Raw genomic sequence first — 20,290 nt, forward strand, 5'->3', positions numbered from 1 at the left:
CGCCGCACTCTGGTGATGGAGTTGTCACTGTGACGTGAGGGCTTTTTTAATCTTGGCGTGATTACTTAGCGCATGCATATAGATACAGAGAGTTATCTTCCTTGGAGATGCATGCGATCCGCCACGCGCCTTCGCCTCCTGGCCTTGACCTCCGTGCTCGGCGCCGCACTGCCCGGCACGGCGATGGCTGCCACTCCGGCGACTGCACCAGCGGCCCCGCCGCCGGAAACCGGGCCCCCGCTGCTGTACGACGCCATCGACGCCCTGCCGGTCGCCACTGAGACCCGCGACGGGTACACGGGCACCAGCTTCCGGTACTGGATCGACGCCAACCGTGACGGCTGCTCCACCCGATTCGAAGCTCTCATCGCCGAAGCAGTCAGCCCGCCGCAGATCGGCCCGGGCTGCATCCTGACCGGCGGCTCCTGGTACTCCTACTACGACGACGTCACCGTCGGCCAGGCATCAGGGCTGGACGTCGACCACCTGGTGCCCCTGGCCGAGGCGTGGGATTCCGGCGCCGCCGCCTGGACACCCGAGCAGCGTGAGGCGTACGCCAACAACCTGGACGCCCCACACCACCTGGTCGTGGTCACCGCGCGCAGCAACCGGTCCAAGGCCGACTGAACCGCGCCGGATTTCGTGGAGACTCGGCTACTTGGTTTCTGTCGCGGTGACTGCGGCTTGTTGGTGACGGTAGTAGATCGCTTCGTAATCTGCGGGTGGGATGTTGCCGCAGGCGGTGTGTAGCCGGCGATGGTTGTACCAGTCGAGGTACTCCAGGGTCGCCAGTTCAACGTCGTCCAGGCCCTTCCATAGCCTGTAGCGGCGGATCAGCTCTGCCTTGAACAACCCGTTGAAGGATTCGGCCAGGGCGTTGTCGTAGGAGTCGCCCCTGCTGCCGACCGAGGCAACGGCACCGGCGTCGGCCAGGCGCTCGGTGTAGCGGATCGATAGATATTGTTGCACCCCGCGATCGGAGTGATGAACCAGTTCCGACAGGTCGGCGCCGGCCCCCGCACCGGCGTTACGGCCGCGGTGCCAGATGGCCATCTCCAAGGCGTCCAACGCCAGGTCGGTGCGTAGGTGGGTGGCGGTCTGCCAGCCCACGACCATCCGGGAGTACACGTCGATGACGAAGGCCGCGTACACCCAGCCCGACCAGGTACGGATGTAGGTGAGGTCGGCGACCCACAGCCGGTTCGGCGCCGCGGCGTGGAAGTCGCGCCGGACCAGGTCCGCCGGCCGCGCTGTCTGGTCGCCGGTGATGGTGGTGCGCCGGGGTTTGCCGCGGACCAGCCCGGCGATGCCCAGCTCACCCATCAGCCGCTGGATGGTGCAGCGGGCGACCGGCACGCCCTCGCGGTGGAGCTGGTGGTAGATCTTGCGGGCGCCGTAGCAGTAGTAGTTGTCCTGGTAGATGCGGGTGATCTCGGTCTTGAGGTGCTCATCGCGCACCGCCCGGGCAGAGGGTGGGCGGTTGCGGGCCGCGTAGTACGTCGACGGCGCGACCTGCAGGACCCGGCAGATCGGCGCCACGCCGAACCGGTCGCGGTGGGCGTCGATGAAGGCGTTCATCTGGGCGGTCGAGGGTCGAGTTCTCTCGCGAAAAAAGCAGACGCCGCCTTCAGGATCTCGTTGGCCCGGCGCAGCTCACAGACCTCACGCTCAAGCTCGGCGATCCTCTTGGCCTCATCGGTGCTGGTGCCGGGCCGCTCGCCGCCGTCGATCTCGGCCTGCCTGACCCAGTTGCGCAGCGATTCAGACCCGATGCCGAGCTGACGAGCGACCCGGGTGATCACGCCGAACGACTCCCCGGACTGCTGGGTGGCCTCCCGGACCATCCGTACGGCCCGTTCCTTCAGCTCCGGTGGATAGCGACGCTGGGCGGGGTGAGGGGAGGTGGATCGACCTGACATGGACTCCATCCTTTCCAACCGGTGGAGTCTCCATCAATCCCGGCACGGTTCACTGCGGGCCGGGCCCGCCCCGGTGGTCGCGACTCCACACCTGCAACTGCTCGGCGACCCGCTCGGCGAGGACGGCGGCGTGCGGCCCGTAGGCATGGACGCCGAACTCCACCGACGCCTCGACGGTGGTGGCGGGGCGGCTCAGTATGTAGGCGAGGTCAGGGCCGTCAACGACAGCCATCACCGTCGTGGTCGTGCCGGGCAGCGACACCACACCGCTGTCCCGCTCACGGTCGAGGGTGAGCCAACAGAATCCGGGCTGGGTAGTGGCCATCCACATCTGGACTGTGTCGAACAGCTCGAAGAACCTGATCGTCGCGCCGCTCCACACCTCGCCGTCAGCGTCGAGATGCCCGGCACGTACAACACGGCGAGATCCGCGGACCGCACGACCTCCGCGGCGGCCCGGGACGTACTCCACATCCGTGGCGGCGGCGAAGCCGTACTGGATGGACGAGGCGCCGATCCCGATGCCGTGAGCCACTTCGATCACGCGGACGCCCGCCAGGTCGAGTCCTCTGGCGACGCTCGCGACCTGGCCGGTCGTGAACCTGTGTGAGACGCTGCTCATCCCGTCGCGGAGGCTGGTGTCGACCAAGGTGATCGGTGCGCTCATCGGGCGGCTCCCACGATCTTGCCCGCGATCCGTTCGGCGACGGGTCTATGCCGACCATGAAACGTGGAGTGACGAGTTCGGACCCGAGCAGATCGTGCCCCGCGTCGGCGCCCAGGGACACAGCGTGCAGACGATCCTGGCCCTGGTGGCCGCCGGCTTCGGCGCGGCGGTCATGGCCGACTCCTACCGGGTGCTGCACCGAGAAGGCGTCACGCCGCGCCGGTTCGCCGGCACGGTCACCACCCTCCACCTGGTCTGGCGGGCCGGCGACGTCAGCCCGCTCCTGGCCCACTTCCTGGCCGCCCTGGACGGGCACAAGCCCCAGCGGGCCGGCGACACGCAGTCATAGGCCACTCCCGGCCTGGATCGCCTCCGGCCTGCGCCTGCCGCTGTCCGACGACTACTCCGGCAACCTCACCGTACGCCGCGCTATGGAACAGATGCTGTGGGTACGTTCCCCATGGCCCCAGCCGGCACGGCCCCTTCCACCGATCCCCAGCCGGCAGACGCCTTCGCCACCCCCACCGCGGCCACAGGGAGGACCCCGTGAAACCCACACCTGTCACCCTCGACACCACCGGCGTCCAGTTGTACGCGCAACTCACCCACTTACGCGACAGCGGCCCCGCCGTACCCGTACAGCTTCCCGCCGGCATCACCGCATGGTCGGTCAGCCGCGGCGACGTGGTCAAGAACCTGCTGACGCACCCCGGCGTCTCCAAGGACGCCCGCAAGTCCTGGCCGGGCTACCGCCCCTACGCCGTCCCATGGCTGACCGCGTGGGTCGATGTCATCAGCATGTTCACCACAGACGGCGACGACCACCAACGGCTCAGGAACATAGTCGGCAAGGCCTTCAACGCACGCCGGATCAACGCCATGCGCCCCGCCATCAACAAGATCGTCACCACCCTGCTCGACGACCTGGCCCTTGTGCCGCCCGGTCAACCGGTGGACCTCCGCGCCCGCTTCGCCTATCCCATCCCCACCGGCGTCATCTGCGACCTGTTCGGCGTTCCGGACAATCAGCGCCCCCACATGCTGGCCATCATCGACGCTGTCCTGGACACCACCCTCGACACCGACCAGGCCGCCGAGGTCCAGCGCGACATGTTCGCCGCGATGCACACCCTTCTGGACGCCAAACGCGCCGCGCCCGCCGACGACATGACCAGCCTCCTGCTGACCACCCAGGAATGCGACAAGCTCAGCGCCGACGAGCTCATCAGCACCCTGATCGTCATGATCGGAGCGGGCAGCGAAACCACCGTTTCCCTCATCGACCATGCGATCGTCGCCATGCTCACGCACCCCGATCAGCTCGCGACCGTCACCACCGCCCCGGAACGCTGGAACGACGCCATCGAAGAGAGCCTGCGCCAGCATCCCCCGATCATGCACCTGCCGCTCCGCTACGCCACCGCCGACATCGATCTGGGCGAGGACGTCGTCATCCGTAAGGGTGACCTCATCCTGATCGCGTTCGGGGCACACGGTCGCGACCCCCAGGTCAACTCCAACCCCGACACCTTCGACATCGACCGGGACGGCCGCCAGCACCTCGCCTTCGGCCACGGCCTTCACTACTGTCTCGGAGCGCCTCTGGCCCGGCTCGAAGCAGGCGTCGCGCTACCCGCGCTCTTCGCTCGGTTCCCCCATCTGCGGCTGGCCGGCGACTCCCAGTCTCTCCGGCCTCAACCGTCCTTCATCGGCAACGACTATCGCGACCTGCCCGTCATCTTGCGCCCGGCCCACTGAGGCGCATCGCCCACCGTCCAACGGGCACCTCCTCCCCTCGAGGCGGCACCACCGGCGACCCTGCGAAGAACGCCGCCTGTCTCACCTGCGCCAGGGGAGGAACTCATGCTGCTCCTGGACACCGCCTACGTCCGGCCGCAGGACGGATCGACGTCTACCAGGCGACCGTGCTCGGCCAGACCGGCAGCTGCGGGGTGGAGCACCAGCCCGACCCCGACGGTCTGATCAGCAAACGGCTGGAGGGATGGCGCTTCGGGCCCGTCGCCATGTACCTCAATTCCGGTACCGGGATGCGGTACTGGCAGACCGCGCGCCACCTGCGGATGGACTCCTGGAACACCGTCTCGGTCCTGGCTCAGGTCACCGGCCGCGGCCAGTTCATCTGGAACGACCACCAGCAGGCCATCACCCCCGACGACCTGTGGATCACCACCAAGTCGGCCGGCTACTGGGAACGGAACTCCACGCTCTGCGCCGTGATGCCGACCGGCTGGAGAGCGATCCGGGAGCCGACGACGTCGGCCAGGCGACCCTCTCCCTCATCCGCGCCCTCATCGCCTCCGTCATCACCGACGACCACACCCGCCGCGCGATCGGCGACGAAACCCTTCTGATCCGTGTCCTGGCTTATGTCCGGGCTCACCTGACCGACGCCGACCTCACCCCGGCTCGCATCGCCGCCGTTCACAACATCTCGCTGCGCTCCCTCTACCGGCTGTGCGAGGACGGTGGCCTCAGCCGGGAACAGTGGATCATCCGCCGCCGCCTCGAAGGCGCCCGCCGCGACCTGACCGCCCCCGAACACACCCACCGCACCATCGACGCCATCGCCCGCTCCTGGGGATTCACCAGCCCGGCGCACTTCACCCGCCACTTCCGCCGCGCCTTCGGAACCACCCCACGCGCATGGCGCGCAACGGTCAGTGATCTCGGACCTACGGCGGCTTCGACGCGCCGTGGCGGTGGGGAGAGGTCGATCTCGCGCCGCGGCTATCGCCGCGATCCGATCGACAATCTATACTTTACCTACATGAAGACTAGGTTTCGTCCCGCAGCGCACCGTTCACCGAGCGGGAAGGCCCGCCGATGAGTCTCCAGTTCCTCTGGTACATCCCGAACCAGGCGCAGCCCGGGCACCGCGGCGACGACCTCGTCGAGAACCACAACAGCCTGCAGACGCTCGCCGGCCATGCCAGGGCCCTTGAGGAACACGGGTGGAGCGGGGCGCTCATCGGCACCGGCTGGGGGCGGCCGGACACGTTCACGGTCGCCACCGCGCTGGCCGCGCTGACGACGACGTTCCAGCCGCTGATCGCGATCCGGCCCGGTTACTGGCATCCGGCCAACTTCGCCTCCGCCGCCGCGACCCTGGACCATCTCACCGGCGGGCGGGTGCTGGTCAACATCGTGTCAGGCAAGGACAACCTGGCGGCGTACGGGGACAGCGAAGGCGACCGGGCCCACCGCTACGCCCGTACCAAGGAGTTCCTCCAGATCGTGCGCAAGCTGTGGACCGAGGAGAACGTCACCTACCACGGCGAGCACTTCGGCGTCACCGGCTCCACCGTGGTGCCGCGCACCGTCGTCCGGGGCGGGCGCGGGCACCCCCGGCTCTACTTCGGCGGCGCCTCCGAAGCCGCCGAGCAGGTGGCCGCCACCGAGGCCGACGTCCAGCTCTTCTGGGGCGAGCCGCTCGACGGCGTCGGCGAGCGGATCGAGCGGCTCAGGAGGCTCAGCGAGAAGCTCGGACGGGAGCACCCGCCACTGGAGTTCGGGCTGCGGATCACCACACTGGTGCGGGACACCACCGAACAGGCGTGGGCCGACGCGGAGGCCAAGGTCGCGGAGATGGCCGAAGGCGGCATCTCGCGCGACCCGAACCGGCATCCCGCCGTCGGTCAGCAGCGGCTGCTCGACCTGGCCGCACGCGGAGAGGTGCTCGACGACAACCTCTACACCGCCCCCGGCAGGTTCGGCGGCGGCGGCGCGGGCACCACCTGGCTGGTCGGCTCGGCCGAGGACGTGGCGAAGTCGCTGCGCAGATACCAGGCCCTCGGCATCACCCACTTCGTGCTGTCCGACACCCCCTACCTACCGGAGATCAAACGGCAGGGCGACCGGCTTCTCCCGCTGCTGCGCGAGTGAGCGCCGGCACCCGTCCCGGCGTCCTCGTCAGCCAGGCCGGACCTCGGCCACGGGCGGGCGTACCGCCCGGCGGTTCGCGGCGTACGAGAGCACGCACGCCAGAGCCGCGACGCCGGCGCAGGTGAGCGCCGCGTGCCAGAAGGCGGGCCGGTACCCGGGGCCGCCCGCCGACGAGCCGTGCAGGTAGATGCCCGACACCGCCGAGATGCAGATCGCGGCCCCGATGCGCTGGGACATCTGGAGAATGCCTCCGGCCACCCCCGCCGCCTCCCCCGGGGCGTTCTTCAGGACCGACGCCTGGAGCGGTGAGACGACGAGCCCGGAGGCCGCGCTCGCGCACGTGGCGCACAGCGCCAGCAGGACGGGCAGCCGCTCCCCGGACGCGAACAGGGCGACCAGCCCCCCGGCCAGCATGGAGCACGCCGACAGCGCCAGACCGGCCGAGACGGTGTGGCGGCCGAAACGGCGCGCCAGCCGCCAGGCCAGGGCAGAACCGGCCACCATCGCGAACGCCGCGGGCAGGGTGACGGTGGCGGTGGCGAGGGCCGTCAGCCCGAGCCCCTCCTGCAGGAACATCGTCAGCACCAGCGAGTTCGCCAGCCCGGAGCCGAAGTAGCCCATCGCCACCATCGTGCCCGCCGCGAACGGCGCCGACCGCGTCAGCGTCGGGTGCAGCAGCGGGCGGCGTCCGGATCGCGCGTACCGGCGCTGCCAGCGGAGTGACGACACGGCCAGCAGGCCCACGACCGGAGCCCACACGAGCCCCGCCGGGCCGCCCGCGGGCTGGACGAACGGCAGCATGAGCGCCAGCGTCAGACCGCCCATCAGCAGCAGCCCGACCAGGTCGAGGTCGGCGGATCCCGCCCGGTCCGGCGCGGGCGGCAGGTGTCGCGCCGCGAGCGCCAGCGTGACCACCCCGAACGGCACCGCGAGCAGGAACACCAGCCGCCAGCCCGTCTCGGGACCGGCCACCGCGATGACGGCGCCGCCCAGCGGCGGCCCGAGCCCGCCGGCGACGCCGCCGGTCACCGCGTACAGGCCGAGCGCACGCGTCCTGGCGTGCCCGCTGAACACGTCCTGCATCGTCCCGATCATCTGGGAGTTGACCAGCCCGCCGCCGAGCCCCTGCAACAGGCGGGCCGCGACGAGCGCCTCCGGCCCCGGGGTCAGCCCGGCCAGCGCCGCCCCGGCGGTGAAGATCGCCATTCCGGCGAGGAAGTACGGCTTGCGCCCCCGTACGTCGCCCAGCCGTCCGCCGGGGACGAGCGCGAGGCCGAAGGCCAGGGAGTAGCCGGCCACCATCCACTGCACGTGCGCGGCGTCCGCGTGCAACGAGTCGCGTAACGCGGGCAGGGCGATGTTGAGGACGGAGTTGTCGAGCAGCGTGGTGAACCCGCCGGCGGCGCAGACCATCAGCACGCGCCGCCCGGCGGCGTCGAAGCGGGTTGTCACGAGGCGTCTCAAGCCCGGCCGCCTGCTCAGCCCCTCCCGGCGGACAGGACCCGCGCGGTCAAAGCCGGAACGGCTGAGAGGTGCCGGTCGAGACGGTGGAAATCCCTCATGGGTGCTCCTTCGTGACGATCTATCACCCACTATTCAGGTAGGAATAATGGGATGTCAATGGGCACGCGAACACCTGCGGGCCACGGCCCGACACCGCCCGGGGACGGCCACCTCGCACTGCCATCGCCCCCAGGGCGCGGCGCCATCCCTGGAACGCCAGGAGTCCCCAGACCGGCACCTGGCGTTCACCTCCTTCGCAGACGCACATCCCAGGAGGCAGTACATGGCCAGGCAGTTCCCCGACCGTCACCCAGGAACCACCCCGACGGCCGTATCTCCGGAATCGATCGACGGACCCCGCTCAACCGTGGCGTAGAAGTCTCCGCGATCTCCCCTTCCGGACCCATCGTGGCGTCCCATGTCGGGTTCGCCATGCCCGCACGCGTTTCGCACCCCGCCAGGGGATCGCGTTCAACAAAGCTCCAGATCGACTACGACCACCCCGACGCCGTCGCGCTCAGGGAATCCCTCCAGCGGTTCTACGTGGAGAGGTACGGCGGCCCCGACAACGCGCCCGAGGACCCGGACGAGTTCCGCCCGCCCCGGGGCGCCTGCTTCGTGGGCTATCTCGACGGCCGCCCCGTGGCCGCGGGCGCCTGGCATTCCGTCGGCGTCGACCGGCTCGGGACGACCAGGACGGCCGAGTTCAAGCGCGTGCATGTGATCCCCGAGGCGCGGCGGCGCGGACTCGCGCGCAGGATGATGTCCGAACTGGAGATCACCGCGCGCAAGGCGGGCTACGAGGCCGCCGTGCTCTCGACCGGGTTACGGCAGTACGAGTCCATCGCGATGTACGAGCAGCTGGGCTACGCGCGGATCGAAGGCTTCGGGCACTACGCCGACGACGACATCGTGATCTTCTTCGGCAGGCGCCTCTGACACGGGAAGGGCCGTCGGTGAGAAGCGTGCCATGAGCCCCGGGCGGTGTTGATCCTGTGGTGAGGCGCCTGGCCGACGGAGGACGGCGGTTCCGGGCGTCTGCCGCCCGGTGGCGCCGCGCAGGCTCCGGCAGCCCGGCTCAAGGAGTGGTCTTCACGAGCCGGCGCAGTGTCTCGCCGAGCTCGGTCTTACACGTGGACCGCCTGTCGCCGCTGGGCTGGAGGATGCCTCGCTGCTCGGCGTCGTACAGGCCGGCGAGCTCCTCGGCGAGCTGGGGCGGAACGCCCGCCTCCACCATCGTGCCGACCCATGCGGGCTGCGGGATGGTCACCACCGTGAGCGGCCGGCCGAGAACGGCCGCCAGCTCTTCAGCCACCTGCCGTTCCGAGTACCGATGACCGTCCAGATCGATGATCTCGCCGGCCGTGGCGGGCGCCGTGAGGGATTCGGCGACCACCCTGCCGACGTCGCGTGTCGCGATCATCGGGATGGCCACGTCGGCCGACGCGCCGAAGACCGGGTAGACGCCGTCCCCGAGAGCGGCGTCGAGCACCGTTTCGACCTTCTCCTGGAAGTGCGCCGAGCGAATCGCGGTCAGGAGCACGCCCGTCTCGCGCAGCCGGCTCTCCATATGGTGGAGCCAGCGGATGGGACCGGTGCCCTCGGCCAGCTCGGCCCCGACCGAGGACAGCATCACCACGTGCGGGACACCGCTGTCCAGGACCGCCCCGGCGATCGAGTCGGCCAGCCGGCGATGGTAGGCGTCGGCGTCGGCTGCCGCCGGATCCGTCGGCAGCAGGACGAACGCCCCGCGGCAGTCGCGGAACGCCTCCGCCAGCGCCGCCCTGTCGCCGAAATCGGCGACGGAGACCTCGGCTCCCGCGCTGATCCAGTCTGCGCCCCTGGCCGCGTCGCGGACCACGGCCCGCACCGGTTCCCCCCTGGCCAGGAGGTCCCGGGCCGCCGCCCCGCCTACGTGGCCTGTCACTCCTGTGATCGCGTACATCGGATACCTCCGGTGGGTCGTCGAGGTGGGTTACACCCCAGTGAACACGCACCGAGAAAGACGATCCATATTCCGTACGCTCGCTTTCATTTCTGTCCGTCTAGACTGAGGCGGTGGATCCGCTCGCTGCCCTGCTCGATGGCGTCCGTGCCCGAAGTGCGGCGTTCTGTCAGGCGATCCTGGAACCACCGTGGTCGCTGCGGATCTCCGACGGCGCCCCGCTCGCCCTGGCCACCACGCTGCGCGGGCACGCCTGGATCATGTCCGGCGGGAATGAGCCGGTGCTGATGCGCACCGGGGACGTGGCCATCGTCAAGGGGCCGAATCCGTACACGATCAGCGACGATCCGGCGACCGCGCCGGAGATCATCGTCCATCCGGGCAACCGGCTGACCACCATGGACGGCATCGACGTCACCGACCGGTTGCGGCTCGGGCCGCGGACGACCGGACGCTCCCCTGACGGGTCGGCGATCGTGGCCAGCGGGACCTACCAGGTCAGCGGAGATGTGAGCGAGCGGCTCCTGAACGCCCTGCCGGAGGTCGTGTTCGTGCCGCGGTCGGGCAAGCAGTCCCCGATCATGGAACTGCTCGCCCAGGAGGTCGACGGCGAAGGGCCCGGCCAGCAAGTCGTCCTCGACCGGCTGCTGGATCTGGCGCTGCTCGCGACCCTGCGCGCCTGGTTCGCCCGCCCCGAGGCTCAGGCACCCGGCTGGTACCGGGCGCAGAGCGACCCGTTGATCGGCCCGGCATTGCGGCTGATCCACGACGACCCGGCCCGCCCGTGGACGGTGGCCTCACTGGCGGAAAAGGTGGGCGCCTCGCGCGCGGCGTTCGCGCGCCGGTTCACCACCCTCGTGGGGGAGCCACCCATGGCGTATCTCACCGGCTGGCGGATGACGCTCGCCGCCGATCTGCTGCGCTCCTCCGACACCACGATCGACTCGGTCGCCCGGGACGTCGGCTACGCCAACGCCTTCGCGCTGAGCGTGGCTTTCAAACGAGTGCGCGGCGTGTCCCCCAGCCGCCATCGGACGGGCAGGTAAGACGCGCAGCCGCTGCCCGTCTCAGCCCGGCCGGAAGCGGCTCGTCAGGTGTTGAGTCCCTCCCTGCCGTGGGGTGCGTCCCAGTCGCCCGGGGACGGCTCGACGTCGATGCGCTCGACGCCCTCGGCGGGGGTGAAGGCGGTGTGGCGATAGGTGGAGAAGTCGGTGGTGTCGCGGAAGGCGGGGAGGCTGTAGAGGTCGCGGGCGTAGGCCCACAGGTGGGCGAAGTCGGTGAGCCTGCGCTCGCTGATGCGGGCGGCGGGGTTGTCGGCGAGGTCGAAGCGGGCCAGGGTGACCCAGAGCCGCACGTCGGCCTCGGTGACGGCGTCGCCGAGAAGGTAACGGCGGTCGGCCAGGCGCTCGTCGAGGCGCTCGAGCGCGGCGACGGTCCCGGCGCGCGCCTCCTCGTACGCCTCCTGCGTGGCCGCCCCCGCGACCTTCGACACCGCGGTGTTGACGTGCCTCAGGATCTCCTCGTTGAGCTCGTCGATCTCGGCGCGGGACCCGGCGTCGTAGAGCCGCACGGACGAGCCCGCCCACTCCTCGAACTGGGTGGCCAGGTCGAGGGTGATGTCGGGGTAGTGGTTGCTGACGATCCGGCCGGTGACACGGTCCCAGAGCGTGGGGACCGAGATGTGACCGGGATAGCCGGGCTCGGTCGCCTCGTACGCCTGCGCGAGCAGCGTGAAACCGTTGACCGGGTCGGGCCCGCGGCGCTCACGGAAGGCCCAGCCGCGGGCGTCGCGCTCGTCGTCGACGTAGGACAGCGACACCACGTCTTCGAGACCCACGAGCTTGCGGACGATGGCAGCACGGTGCGCCCAGGGGCAGTGCCAGGCGCTGTAGATGTGGTAGCGGCCCGGCTCGGCGCGGAAGCCACTGGAACCGTCGGCGGTGATCCGCCCGTGGAAGGGGTAGAGCGCGCGGACGCCCCGGGGCGCGGCGTCGAATCGGCCGGGGCCGTAGGGGCCGTGGACCTGGACGTCCGCGGGGGTGGCGTAGAGCGAGGTCTGCCGTGCGGAGCTGTCGGCGGCGACGGTCATGGTGTGGCCTCCTGAAGCGATCTTCCAGGTGCGGGAACAGATCGAGATTCCATGGCATTCCTACCAACATTATAGCTATTTCGCGCGTCCTCCGAAGGCCGCACGAGAAGCCGTACGGGAAAGAGAAGAGGGATGAGCCGACCATGACCGATCGTCGCCTGCTGCTCACCGTAGACCTGGACGGAGACGGCGCCCATCCGGCCGCCTGGCGCCACAGCGGCCGTCCACCCGCGCGGACGCTGACGGCCGCCGCCCTGCGGCGCACCGTCGGGGACGCGGAGGCGGCGGGCTTCGCGCTCGCGACCTTCGCCGACGCCCCGCTCCCCCCGAGCCGCGCGCGGGACGCCGCCGGACGCCTGGAGGCGGGCGTCCGGGCCGCGTTCGCCGCGTCGCTGACCGACCGGATCGGGCTCGCGCCCACGCTGCACACGACCACGACGGAGCCGTTCCACCTCGCCACCCAACTGGCCAGCCTCGATCACGCCAGCCGGGGCCGGGCGGCGTGGGTGGTCGGGGCGGCGAGCGGCGCCGACGACCTCGCGACGATCGGAGAACGGGCGCCCGCCCCGGAGGCGGCGCGGCGCGAGGCGGCCGAGGGCGTCGAGGTGGCGCGCCTGCTGTGGGACTCCTGGCAGGACGACGCGGTGATCAAGGACGTGGCCACCGGCCGTTACCTGGACTCCGGCCGGGTGCACCAGACGCCGCCGAGCCGGCGGCACGGCGGCTGGCCACCCTCGACGCGGCGGCACCGTGGCCGCACTCGGGACGCCTGCGTTGCGACGCGGCGAACGCGGCCCGGACGCCCGCCTCCAGGCGTCCGGCGGCGTCCCGCGCGCGGCTCGGGGGATGCCGGGCCGGCCGGTGGGCTCGTGGAGCTGCTGCGCTCGCTCCCGCCGGCCGTGGACGGGGTACGCCTGCATCCGGCCGTGCTGGCCGCCGACCTGCCGGTGCTCGCCGGAGGTGCTGCCCGCGCTCGCCACCGCCGGGCTGCACGCCGCGCCCCGGCCCAGGGCCACGCTGCGGACGACGCTGGGCCTGCCCCATCCCGCCAACCGCTTCGCCGTCGCGGCGAGCACGACCGTCTGAGGGGACGACGACCATGACCTCCGACACCACCTCCGCCGGCCCGAGCGGCGCCTCGGTGATCCTCGGCGACACCCCGGAGGAGGCCGCGGAGCGCGCGGAGTGGGTGCGCGCGGAGCAGTTCTCGCCGCCGCGGGCGATCGCGTTCCTGGAGCAGTACTGGGACACCGACCTGTCGGCGTACGACCCGCACGGCCCGCTGCCCGACGTCGAGCCCGCCCAGGGCGAGCTGGACCCCTCGCGCGGCACGATCCCCATCGGTGGACGGCTTCAACATCAGCCCGCACCTGCTCCCGGCCGTGCTGGAGGACATCGTGGACAAGCTGGTGCCCGAGCTTCAGGAGCGCGGCGCCTACCGCACCGAGTACACCGGGACGACGCTGCGCGAGCACCTCGACCTGCCCGCGCATCCCTCATGAACACCGCGTAGGCACCTCGACGAACGGCACCGTGAGGGGCGCCGGAAGCCTCAGCGGCGGGACCGCGCCGACCTTCCGTGTCTCCTGCGGGCGGCGGGGGACGGCGGCAGGATGCCCAGGCTCGCGTCCAGGCCGCCGTCCACGACCAGCGTCGTGCCGGTGACGTAGGAGGCCGCGGGCGACAGCAGGAACCCGATCGCCTCGGCCTGCTCCCGCGGCTCGGCGAAGCGCCCCAGCGGCACGCGTTCCGCCAGCCGCGGATCGGCCCGCCCGGCGGTGAGCCGGGTGCGGGTCAGGCCCGGGGCGACGGCGTTGACCCGGATGCCGACGGCCGCGTAGTCGAGCGCCGCGGCCCGCACCAGGTTGATCACCGCGCTCTTGGACGCGTTGTACGCCCACGTGCCCGGGTCCGCCCGCAACCCGGCGACGGAGGCGGTCACCACGACGGCCCCGCCCCCCGACTCGCGCAGCGCGGGGACGGCCGCCCTGATGCCCAGCATCGGGCCGCGCAGGTTGACCGCGAAGATCCGGTCGGCGGCGGCGACGGCCCTGGAGTCCTCCCACGGCAGGGTGCCGCCCCTGCCCGCGTTCAGCACGACGCCGTCCAGCCGCCCGAACGTCTCGACGGCCAGCGCCACGGCGGCCCGGTTGGTCTCCTCCTCGGCCACGTCCCCGGTCAGCGTCACCACGCTGCCGCCCGCCTCCGCCTCGCCCCGGAGCACGCCGAGCGCGAGATCGTCGAGGTCCACGGCGACGACCAGGGCGCCCTGCCCGAGCAGCAGGTCCACGGTCGCCCTGCCGATGCCGTTGGCGGCGCCCGTGACGAGCACCACGCGCGCTTCGCCGGTCATGAGACGATCACCTGCGACGTCGTGGGCATGACCGGCCCGACCGCGCGCCGCGCACCCGGCGTGCGCCCGCGTCCCCAGCCGATCTGCTCCCGGTAGCCGCCCAGCAGTCCCTTCTCCGTCAGTTCCGCCACGTCGGGCGGGGCGGGCAGCGGATGCACGGCGGGCGCCACGTACAGGGCGTCCACCGGGCAATATGCCTCGCACAGGTAGCACGTCTGGCAGTCGCCCTGCCGCGCGATCAGCGGCACCCCGTCGTCCCCGCGCACGAACACGTCGGTGGGGCAGACTTCGACGCACTTGTCGCAGGCGATGCAGCGCTCGCCCAGCACGATCTCGATCATGACGCCACCGCCGCGTTCCGGACGCTCTCCGGCGCCACCCACACCTCGTCGAGGCCGCCCGCGATCAGCCGGTGATGCTGGGCGGGATCCAGCCCGGGATGGTCGTCGCGTCTGTGCATGCCGCGGCTCTCGGTCCTGGCCAGCGCGCTGGCGTACATCCAGCGGGCGTTGGCGGCCAGCGCGGCGGCGGCGCGGGCGCGCGCCGCCGCGGCGTCGTCCGCGCGCAGCGCCTGCCTGGCCCGGATCCAGGTCTCGTCGAGCGCGGCCAGGGCGGGCGTCAGCCGGTCGCCGTGGCGCAGGTAGTTCTTCTCGTACGGCAGCACCTCGCGCTGGACGGCCTCGACGACCTCCCGGTGGTCGAGCCGGCCGCCCGTGCCCGGCCGCAGCCCGGCGCCGCCGGCACCGCGCACCGGGCGGCCGGTCGCGCGGGCGCCCAGGGTACGGGCGTGGCGGGCGGCGGCCCGGCCCGCCCACGTCCCCGAGGACATGGCCCAGGCCGCGTTGTGGCTCCCGCCGCCGGTGAAGCCGCCGCAGATCGGCTCCCTGGTGGCCGCGTCGCCCGCGGCGTACAGGCCGGGGACGGAGGTGGCGCAGTCGTAGCCGGTCAGGCGGATCCCGCCGGTGCCGCGCACGGTGCCCTCGGCCAGCAGCGTGACGGGGAACAACTGGGTGAAGGGGTCGATGCCCTGACGGTCGAAGGGCAGGAAGAAGTTGGGCTGGGCCAGCCGCATCGCCTGCCTGTCCTCCTCGCCGGCCCGGTCGAGCCGGCAGAGCACGGGCTCGGTCAGCAGCGCCCGCGCGATCACCGAGCGGCCCTTCAGGCTGCCCGCGCCCTCCAGGACGGTGCCGTCGGCGTGGTGGAAGGTGGCGTACGCGTAGAAGGCGGTCTTGGTCACGGAGGTGAACGCGGGGGCGATGGCGTAGGCGTTGGAGAACTCCATGCCGGACAGCTCGGCTCCGGTCTCCGCGGCGAACAGGGCGCCGTCGCCGGTGTTGACGTCGCACCCGAGCGCCTTGCTGAGGAACGCGCAGCCGCCGGTGGCCAGCACGACGGCCCCCGCCCGCACCCGGTAGGACCCGTCGTGCTGCCTGCGGTGGCCCGCCGCGCCCGCGACCGCGCCCCCGGCGTCCACCAGGAGTTCGGTGACGGGGCTGTGGTCGAGGACGCGCACGCCGGAGCGGCGGGCGCGGATGCGCATGCGGCGCATGTACTCGGGTCCCTGCAGGCCGCGCCGGATCTGCCGGCCGTCCGCGTCCACCGGGAAGGGGTAGCGGTACACCTCGGCCAGTTCGTTCATGTTCGCGTAGGTCTGGTCCAGGACGCGGGCCATCCAGCTTCGGTCGGCGAGGTGGCCGCCGAGCCCCTCCCTGGAGGCCATGGCCAGGTTGCGGGCGTGCGGGTCGGGTTCGACGTACCAGACGCCGGTGCCGGCGGCGGCCGTGGCGCCGCTCGTGCCGAGGTAGCCCTTGTCCACCAGGATCACGTCGGCGCCGGACTCGGCGGCCTTGATCGCCGCCCAGGCACCGGCCGGGCCGCCGCCGGCGACCAGGACGTCGGCGGTGAGATCGAGATCGGTCATGCATTCTCCTCGTGGGAGATCCGCAGGGAGGCACTGATGAGCCACGACGCTACGAGCCCGCCCCGGTAAAGTCAACATTCCCTACTGGCTATACATGAATTTGCCGAGAATCCCTATTGCATCTGTCGGGAATGTCGCGGAACATCGGAGCTGTGAAAAGCAGCGTGCTCCTGGTAGCCCGCCTTCACGTCGATCTCCGGCGGTCGGCGAGCGCTCTCTGTGCCATGCGGTGACCTCGGGTCCCGCATCCCCTCTCCCCTTTTCACACTCCACGATCCGTAGGAGCGCTCCAGCATGCCCATTCTCACCGTCAAGCGCTTGGCCGGGCACATCGGTGCCGAGATCAGCGGCGTCGACCTGGCCCACCCCCTGGACCCGTCCACCGTGGCGGAGATCCGGCGGGCACTGCTCGCCCACAAGGTCGTCTTCTTCCGCGGCCAGACCCTCGACCACGCCGGGCAGATCGCCTTCGCCCGCCAGTTCGGCGAGCTGACGCACGCCCACCCGCACGAGGACGCCCCGCCGGAGGACTTCCCGCAGATCCTCACCATCGACCCGCGCCGCTACGAGGAGCGCTACGGTTCCGGCTACCGCAGGCGCCGCTACTCCTACAACGCGGGCTGGCACACCGACGTCACCGCCGCCGTCAACCCGCCCGCCGCCTCGATCCTGCGGGCCGAGACCGTGCCGGAGTTCGGCGGCGACACGCAGTGGACCAACCTGGTCGCCGCCTACGAGGGCCTGTCCGCGCCGCTGCGGGCCTTCGTGGACGGGCTGCGCGCCGAGCACCGCTTCCTCGCCGGGTACCAGCCGACCGAGGAGGACGGCAAGCTGGTCAAGCGGATCAACGACAACCTGCTGGTGTCGATCCATCCGGTGGTGCGGGTGCACCCCGAGACGGGCGAGCGGGCGCTGTTCGTCAACCCGGGGTTCACCGACCACATCGTCGGCCTGTCCACGCCGGAGAGCCGGCGCGTCCTCGACCTGCTCTACGAGCAGATCACCCGGGCCGAGTACACGGTCCGGTTCCGCTGGCAGCCGGGCAGCATCGCCTTCTGGGACAACCGGGCCACGGCTCACCTGGCCCCGAGCGACCTCGACCACCTCGACGTCCGGCGGACGCTGCACCGGGTCACGCTGATCGGCGACCGCCCCGTCGGCCCCGACGGGTTCACCTCCGAGATCGTGGCCGGGCGGGAGTTCCGGGCCGAGTCCCTCGTCGTCGCCTGACGCCCCGGGAACGTGCGGGCGGGATGGGGGGTCGCCCGCCCGCACCACCCGGCGGGGTCTGACGAGACCGAGGCGGCGATCATCGCTCGCCGGTGATCCCCGCGAAGGCGACCCGCACCCGGGCGACGTGCCCCGCCGGCGCCGCCCGGCGCGGCACGTTTCAGGGAATGCGGTCGTAGGTGTGGTCCGGTGACTGGGGCGGCCAGGCGAGCGGGTCGTCCTTCACCCAGATCTGCCGGCATGAGCCGGTGTTCGCGCACTGGGTCGCCCGGGTGCGCCAGCCGGCCATGTTCATCAGGCCAGCCTTATGGAGCGGAATCACTGTAGACGTGACGGAACGGCGCAGGCAGTGTGTTCGCCGCACTCGACACCTGCCTGTGACCGTCAGGCCCGGGCGGGCTCACCCCCACCGGGGCGCCTCCACCGTCGTACCCGGTCAGGCCCGCTCGGGGTCCGTGCCGGTCAGGCGTTCCGAGACCGTGGCGGTGGCCACGTCGCGCGGGTAGACGCGCCTGGCCCACAGCAGGATGAACGCGTTCGCCAGCAGCGGCACCAGCATGATCAGGAAGGCGTACTGGAGGCCCTGCGCGCTGTCCGGGCCGCCCGAGCCGAGGGCGTCGGCCAGTAGCCCGAAGACGACCGGGGCGACCGCCTGCGCTCCCATCCGCAGGAAGGTCCTGACGCTCTCCGCGCGCCCCCAGAGCCGGTAGTGGACGACGTCGAGGCGGGCGGCGTCCAGCGGCGGGTTGGCCGCCGACAGCGAGGCGGCGGCGAGGAAGAAGAACGGCAGCGCCATCATGGCGGACGTGGTGAGCAGGCCGGGGAGGAAGAACACGGCGGTGGCCAGGTAGCCGATCGCGGGCACGACCAGCCGCGCGCTCAGGTGCCCGTGCCTCGTGAGACGGTCGGCGATCCGCCCGCCGGTGAGCACGCCCACCAGGGCGCCGACCCCGATGAGCGGGACCAGGCCGGTGACCACCGTCTCGCTGACGCCGTACTGGCGGTCGACGTAGACGACGCCGAAGGTCTGCAGTCCGGCGAAGAAGAAGTACCCTACCGCGGAGGCGGCGATGAGCACGACGTTCGTCGGGATGCGCAGCACGTATCGCGCCGCCTGCCACAGCGACATCCCGATCGGGTCCCGGTGCAGGACCAGCGCGGGATCGGGCGCGATGCCGCTGGCCCGCACCGCGGAGCGCGCGGCGTCGTCCCGCCCCGGGCCGGTGGTGCCCGGGCGCGGCAGGGTGTGACCGCCGCGGGCGGGTTCGTGCAGGTGGCGGGCGATCAGCACCAGCAGCGCGACCCCCAGCAGCGCCAGGAACCAGAACGCGGACCGCCAGGACAGCAGGCGGGCGAGATTACCGCCGATGAGCAGGCCGATCCCGGCGCCGGCGATCTCCCCGGTGAGGATGAAGCCGTAGATCCGGCCGCGTTCGGCGGGCGGGAAGTAGTCGCCGACGAGCGAGGCGAGCGTGGGCCCGGCGGTGGCCGTGACCGCGCCCAGCGCCAGCCGGCTGAGCAGCAGCCACAGGTAGGAGTCGGCCAGGCCGCTCACGGCCATGGCCACGCACCATACCGCGATGCTCACGACCAGCAGCCTGACCCGCCGCACCCGGTCGGTCAGCACGCCGACGGGCAGGCAGGCGAGGGCGCCCATCCCGGAGGACACGGCGGTCAGGGATCCGAGTTGGGTGTTGGTGACGCCCAGGTCCTGTCTGAGCTGCACCGCGACCGCGCCGACGGCTCCCCGGTCGGCGGCGTCGAGGGCGAGCACGCCGGCGAGCAGGGCGATGACCCGCAACCGTGCGCGACCTCCGACGACGGCCGCCATCCGCCGTACGGCGCAGTCGACCGACCTGCGCAGAAAGCCGTCGTCCTCGGCGTACCCCCGGTAGCCCGGCTTGGCGGACATAGGGCACCTGTCCCCGCCCGGAGGCCGGGAAAACGCCGGGCGGCCCGCCCCGGCGCCGGAGCGTGTACGGCGGCCCCGTTGGTGCTGTGGCGCACCAGGAGGTATTGTGCAGTAGCGGACTGTGACTTCCGCTGTGCCGACGTCCACGTCGATTGACCCGCCCCCCGCACCAGAGTCCTGGGGCCCCGCGGCCCGCCGGCCGAGGGGGGTCGGAGGATGAACGCGAACCACAGAACCTCGATCACCGCCCGGATCACGTTGTTCACCGGCGTGGTCGCCGCTCTGCTGTCCACGCTGCTGGCCGTCGTGCTCATGGTCGCCATCCACCGTTTCGCCACCGGCGCCCTCACCGAGGAGGTCCGCGCGGCCGGCGGGCGGGTGGCCGTGGAGGTGGAGCAGGGCAAGGTGGACTTCCCGCTCGCCCATCGCCAGGGCCGCAACCTTCAGGTCGTCGACCACGAGGGGCGGGTCGTCGCCTCCACCGTGGCGCTGCGCGGCAAACCGGCGATGGCGAAGTTCACCCCGGATGCGCAGAACATCGCCAGCGCGGTCGTGTGCGGCGGCGTCTTCGGGCCGGGCCAGTGTGACATCGTGGTCGCCGAGTCGGCCCACCGGCCGGGCGGCAACTGGATCGTCTACACGTCGTCCCCGGTGATCCCGCCGTGGGTGGAACCCTGGCTGGCGGCGCTGGTCGGCGGTTCCGCGCTGTTGCTCGCCGTGGCGATCACCTGCCTCGGTCACCGTGTCGTCGCCGCGTCGCTGCGCCCGGTGAACGCCATCCGCACCGAACTCGACGACATCATCGCCACCAGCCCCGGCCGCCAGGTCCCGGTCCCACCCGGCGACGA

At 71.6% G+C, this 20,290-nt stretch carries 21 protein-coding genes, 1 pseudogene and 1 other annotated feature; of the genes and pseudogenes, 12 read left to right on the forward strand and 10 right to left on the reverse strand.

The features are described 5' to 3' along the window. Nucleotides 1–111 precede the first annotated feature (111 nt). Entirely contained in the window at nucleotides 112–627 is a 516-nt protein-coding gene (locus QSK26_RS11680) for a GmrSD restriction endonuclease domain-containing protein (protein WP_285775068.1), read from the forward strand. Nucleotides 628–654: 27 nt separating this feature from the next. Here QSK26_RS11680 and QSK26_RS11685 read toward each other — a convergent pair. Further along, nucleotides 655–1,919, reverse strand: a protein-coding gene (locus QSK26_RS11685; protein WP_285775069.1) for an IS3 family transposase whose coding sequence is annotated in 2 segments (ribosomal slippage) — nucleotides 655–1,610 and nucleotides 1,610–1,919 — 1,266 coding nt in all. Because the reading frame shifts where the segments join, the coding sequence is not laid out codon by codon here. Continuing rightward, nucleotides 1,504–1,617: a sequence feature (AL1L pseudoknot), on the reverse strand. (Overlaps the previous gene by 114 nt.) A gap of 49 nt (nucleotides 1,920–1,968) precedes the next feature. Continuing rightward, nucleotides 1,969–2,586: a hydroxymethylglutaryl-CoA lyase-like TIM-barrel protein gene (locus QSK26_RS11690; protein ID WP_285775070.1), complete on the reverse strand. Its 618-nt coding sequence runs from the start codon at nucleotides 2,584–2,586 to the stop codon at nucleotides 1,969–1,971. On the opposite strand from QSK26_RS11690, the gene QSK26_RS11695 reads away from it, so the two are divergent. The 4 genes from QSK26_RS11695 (at nucleotide 2,570) to QSK26_RS11710 (ending at nucleotide 6,489) form a co-directional block, all read left to right on the forward strand. Further along, nucleotides 2,570–2,935 carry a LysR substrate-binding domain-containing protein gene (locus tag QSK26_RS11695; RefSeq protein ID WP_285775102.1) on the forward strand — a complete coding sequence of 122 codons (366 nt, stop codon included), beginning with the start codon at nucleotides 2,570–2,572 and terminating at the stop codon, nucleotides 2,933–2,935. The genes QSK26_RS11690 and QSK26_RS11695 overlap by 17 nt on opposite strands. A 197-nt stretch (nucleotides 2,936–3,132) precedes the next feature. Next, nucleotides 3,133–4,344 carry a cytochrome P450 family protein gene (locus QSK26_RS11700; RefSeq protein ID WP_285775071.1) on the forward strand — a complete coding sequence of 404 codons (1,212 nt, stop codon included), beginning with the start codon at nucleotides 3,133–3,135 and terminating at the stop codon, nucleotides 4,342–4,344. Between the two features lie 421 nt (nucleotides 4,345–4,765). Beyond that, a complete protein-coding gene (locus QSK26_RS11705; RefSeq protein WP_285775072.1) occupies nucleotides 4,766–5,434 on the forward strand; it encodes a helix-turn-helix domain-containing protein in 669 nt (222 codons plus the stop codon). Further along, complete coding sequence (locus QSK26_RS11710; RefSeq protein WP_285775073.1) at nucleotides 5,431–6,489, forward strand: LLM class flavin-dependent oxidoreductase; 1,059 nt, start codon at nucleotides 5,431–5,433, stop codon at nucleotides 6,487–6,489. The genes QSK26_RS11705 and QSK26_RS11710 overlap by 4 nt, the downstream gene beginning before the upstream one ends. Before the next feature lie 27 nt (nucleotides 6,490–6,516). Here QSK26_RS11710 and QSK26_RS11715 read toward each other — a convergent pair whose 3' ends face one another. After that, a complete protein-coding gene (locus QSK26_RS11715) occupies nucleotides 6,517–7,941 on the reverse strand; it encodes an MFS transporter (protein WP_285775074.1) in 1,425 nt (474 codons plus the stop codon). A gap of 483 nt (nucleotides 7,942–8,424) precedes the next feature. On the opposite strand from QSK26_RS11715, the gene QSK26_RS11720 reads away from it, so the two are divergent. Next, on the forward strand, nucleotides 8,425–8,931 hold the full coding sequence (locus QSK26_RS11720; RefSeq protein WP_285775075.1) for a GNAT family N-acetyltransferase: 507 nt from the start codon (nucleotides 8,425–8,427) through the stop codon (nucleotides 8,929–8,931). A 139-nt stretch (nucleotides 8,932–9,070) separates the two neighbouring features. Here the strand turns inward: QSK26_RS11720 and QSK26_RS11725 are convergent, their stop codons facing one another. Continuing rightward, complete coding sequence (locus QSK26_RS11725; RefSeq protein WP_285775076.1) at nucleotides 9,071–9,919, reverse strand: NmrA family NAD(P)-binding protein; 849 nt, start codon at nucleotides 9,917–9,919, stop codon at nucleotides 9,071–9,073. A gap of 131 nt (nucleotides 9,920–10,050) precedes the next feature. Here QSK26_RS11725 and QSK26_RS11730 point away from each other — a divergent pair, with 131 nt between their 5' ends. Continuing rightward, the gene (locus QSK26_RS11730; protein WP_285775077.1) at nucleotides 10,051–10,983 is read left to right on the forward strand and encodes an AraC family transcriptional regulator; all 933 of its coding nucleotides are present in this window, start codon (nucleotides 10,051–10,053) and stop codon (nucleotides 10,981–10,983) included. A gap of 44 nt (nucleotides 10,984–11,027) precedes the next feature. Here the strand turns inward: QSK26_RS11730 and QSK26_RS11735 are convergent, their stop codons facing one another. Continuing rightward, a complete protein-coding gene (locus QSK26_RS11735) occupies nucleotides 11,028–12,026 on the reverse strand; it encodes a glutathione S-transferase C-terminal domain-containing protein (RefSeq protein WP_285775078.1) in 999 nt (332 codons plus the stop codon). Nucleotides 12,027–12,169: 143 nt separating this feature from the next. On the opposite strand from QSK26_RS11735, the gene QSK26_RS11740 reads away from it, so the two are divergent. Together QSK26_RS11740 and QSK26_RS11745 are read left to right on the forward strand one after the other, a co-directional pair. Continuing rightward, a complete protein-coding gene (locus QSK26_RS11740; RefSeq protein ID WP_285775079.1) occupies nucleotides 12,170–13,129 on the forward strand; it encodes an LLM class flavin-dependent oxidoreductase in 960 nt (319 codons plus the stop codon). 240 nt (nucleotides 13,130–13,369) lie between these two features. Further along, nucleotides 13,370–13,528, forward strand: a complete 159-nt coding sequence (locus tag QSK26_RS11745; protein ID WP_285775080.1) for a hypothetical protein — start codon at nucleotides 13,370–13,372, stop codon at nucleotides 13,526–13,528. Between the two features lie 50 nt (nucleotides 13,529–13,578). Here QSK26_RS11745 and QSK26_RS11750 read toward each other — a convergent pair whose 3' ends face one another. The 3 genes from QSK26_RS11750 to QSK26_RS11760 are packed head-to-tail and all read right to left on the reverse strand — an operon-like array spanning nucleotide 13,579 to nucleotide 16,300. Next, the gene (locus QSK26_RS11750) at nucleotides 13,579–14,379 is read right to left on the reverse strand and encodes an SDR family NAD(P)-dependent oxidoreductase (RefSeq protein WP_285775081.1); all 801 of its coding nucleotides are present in this window, start codon (nucleotides 14,377–14,379) and stop codon (nucleotides 13,579–13,581) included. Further along, complete coding sequence (locus tag QSK26_RS11755) at nucleotides 14,376–14,720, reverse strand: 4Fe-4S dicluster domain-containing protein (RefSeq protein WP_285775082.1); 345 nt, start codon at nucleotides 14,718–14,720, stop codon at nucleotides 14,376–14,378. Before QSK26_RS11755 ends, QSK26_RS11750 begins: the two co-directional genes overlap by 4 nt. Continuing rightward, a complete protein-coding gene (locus QSK26_RS11760) occupies nucleotides 14,717–16,300 on the reverse strand; it encodes an FAD-dependent oxidoreductase (RefSeq protein WP_285775083.1) in 1,584 nt (527 codons plus the stop codon). Before QSK26_RS11760 ends, QSK26_RS11755 begins: the two co-directional genes overlap by 4 nt. Nucleotides 16,301–16,431: 131 nt before the next feature. On the opposite strand from QSK26_RS11760, the gene QSK26_RS41775 reads away from it, so the two are divergent. Further along, a complete protein-coding gene (locus tag QSK26_RS41775; protein WP_352244314.1) occupies nucleotides 16,432–16,533 on the forward strand; it encodes a putative leader peptide in 102 nt (33 codons plus the stop codon). 61 nt (nucleotides 16,534–16,594) lie between these two features. Then, nucleotides 16,595–17,530, forward strand: coding sequence for a TauD/TfdA dioxygenase family protein (locus QSK26_RS11765; protein WP_285775084.1), 936 nt, complete (start codon nucleotides 16,595–16,597; stop codon nucleotides 17,528–17,530). 160 nt (nucleotides 17,531–17,690) lie between these two features. On the opposite strand, the gene QSK26_RS11770 is transcribed toward QSK26_RS11765, so the two are convergent. Both QSK26_RS11770 and QSK26_RS11775 read right to left on the reverse strand, forming a co-directional pair. Continuing rightward, the gene (locus QSK26_RS11770) at nucleotides 17,691–17,825 is read right to left on the reverse strand and encodes a hypothetical protein (RefSeq protein WP_285775085.1); all 135 of its coding nucleotides are present in this window, start codon (nucleotides 17,823–17,825) and stop codon (nucleotides 17,691–17,693) included. Nucleotides 17,826–17,966: 141 nt separating this feature from the next. Further along, a complete protein-coding gene (locus tag QSK26_RS11775) occupies nucleotides 17,967–19,442 on the reverse strand; it encodes an MFS transporter (protein WP_285775086.1) in 1,476 nt (491 codons plus the stop codon). Nucleotides 19,443–19,658: 216 nt separating this feature from the next. Between QSK26_RS11775 and QSK26_RS11780 the strand changes: the two are divergent. After that, nucleotides 19,659–20,290, forward strand: a pseudogene (locus QSK26_RS11780) (hypothetical protein); the annotation flags it as partial.

This window comes from Microtetraspora sp. NBRC 13810, assembly GCF_030268685.1.
In the GTDB taxonomy this organism is placed as follows: Bacteria; Actinomycetota; Actinomycetes; order Streptosporangiales; family Streptosporangiaceae; genus BSRQ01.

Bases quoted from the DNA above. Each gene is read 5' to 3' on its own strand.
- QSK26_RS11680 (WP_285775068.1), top strand. From the start codon at position 112: ATGCGATCCGCCACGCGCCTTCGCCTCCTGGCCTTGACCTCCGTGCTC.
- QSK26_RS11690 (WP_285775070.1), bottom strand. From the start codon at position 2,586: ATGAGCGCACCGATCACCTTGGTCGACACCAGCCTCCGCGACGGGATG.
- QSK26_RS11710 (WP_285775073.1), top strand. From the start codon at position 5,431: ATGAGTCTCCAGTTCCTCTGGTACATCCCGAACCAGGCGCAGCCCGGG.
- QSK26_RS11720 (WP_285775075.1), top strand. From the start codon at position 8,425: ATGCCCGCACGCGTTTCGCACCCCGCCAGGGGATCGCGTTCAACAAAG.
- QSK26_RS11735 (WP_285775078.1), bottom strand. From the start codon at position 12,026: ATGACCGTCGCCGCCGACAGCTCCGCACGGCAGACCTCGCTCTACGCC.
- QSK26_RS11740 (WP_285775079.1), top strand. From the start codon at position 12,170: ATGACCGATCGTCGCCTGCTGCTCACCGTAGACCTGGACGGAGACGGC.
- QSK26_RS11750 (WP_285775081.1), bottom strand. From the start codon at position 14,379: ATGACCGGCGAAGCGCGCGTGGTGCTCGTCACGGGCGCCGCCAACGGC.
- QSK26_RS11755 (WP_285775082.1), bottom strand. From the start codon at position 14,720: ATGATCGAGATCGTGCTGGGCGAGCGCTGCATCGCCTGCGACAAGTGC.
- QSK26_RS11760 (WP_285775083.1), bottom strand. From the start codon at position 16,300: ATGACCGATCTCGATCTCACCGCCGACGTCCTGGTCGCCGGCGGCGGC.
- QSK26_RS41775 (WP_352244314.1), top strand. From the start codon at position 16,432: ATGTCGCGGAACATCGGAGCTGTGAAAAGCAGCGTGCTCCTGGTAGCC.
- QSK26_RS11765 (WP_285775084.1), top strand. From the start codon at position 16,595: ATGCCCATTCTCACCGTCAAGCGCTTGGCCGGGCACATCGGTGCCGAG.
- QSK26_RS11770 (WP_285775085.1), bottom strand. From the start codon at position 17,825: ATGAACATGGCCGGCTGGCGCACCCGGGCGACCCAGTGCGCGAACACC.
- QSK26_RS11775 (WP_285775086.1), bottom strand. From the start codon at position 19,442: ATGTCCGCCAAGCCGGGCTACCGGGGGTACGCCGAGGACGACGGCTTT.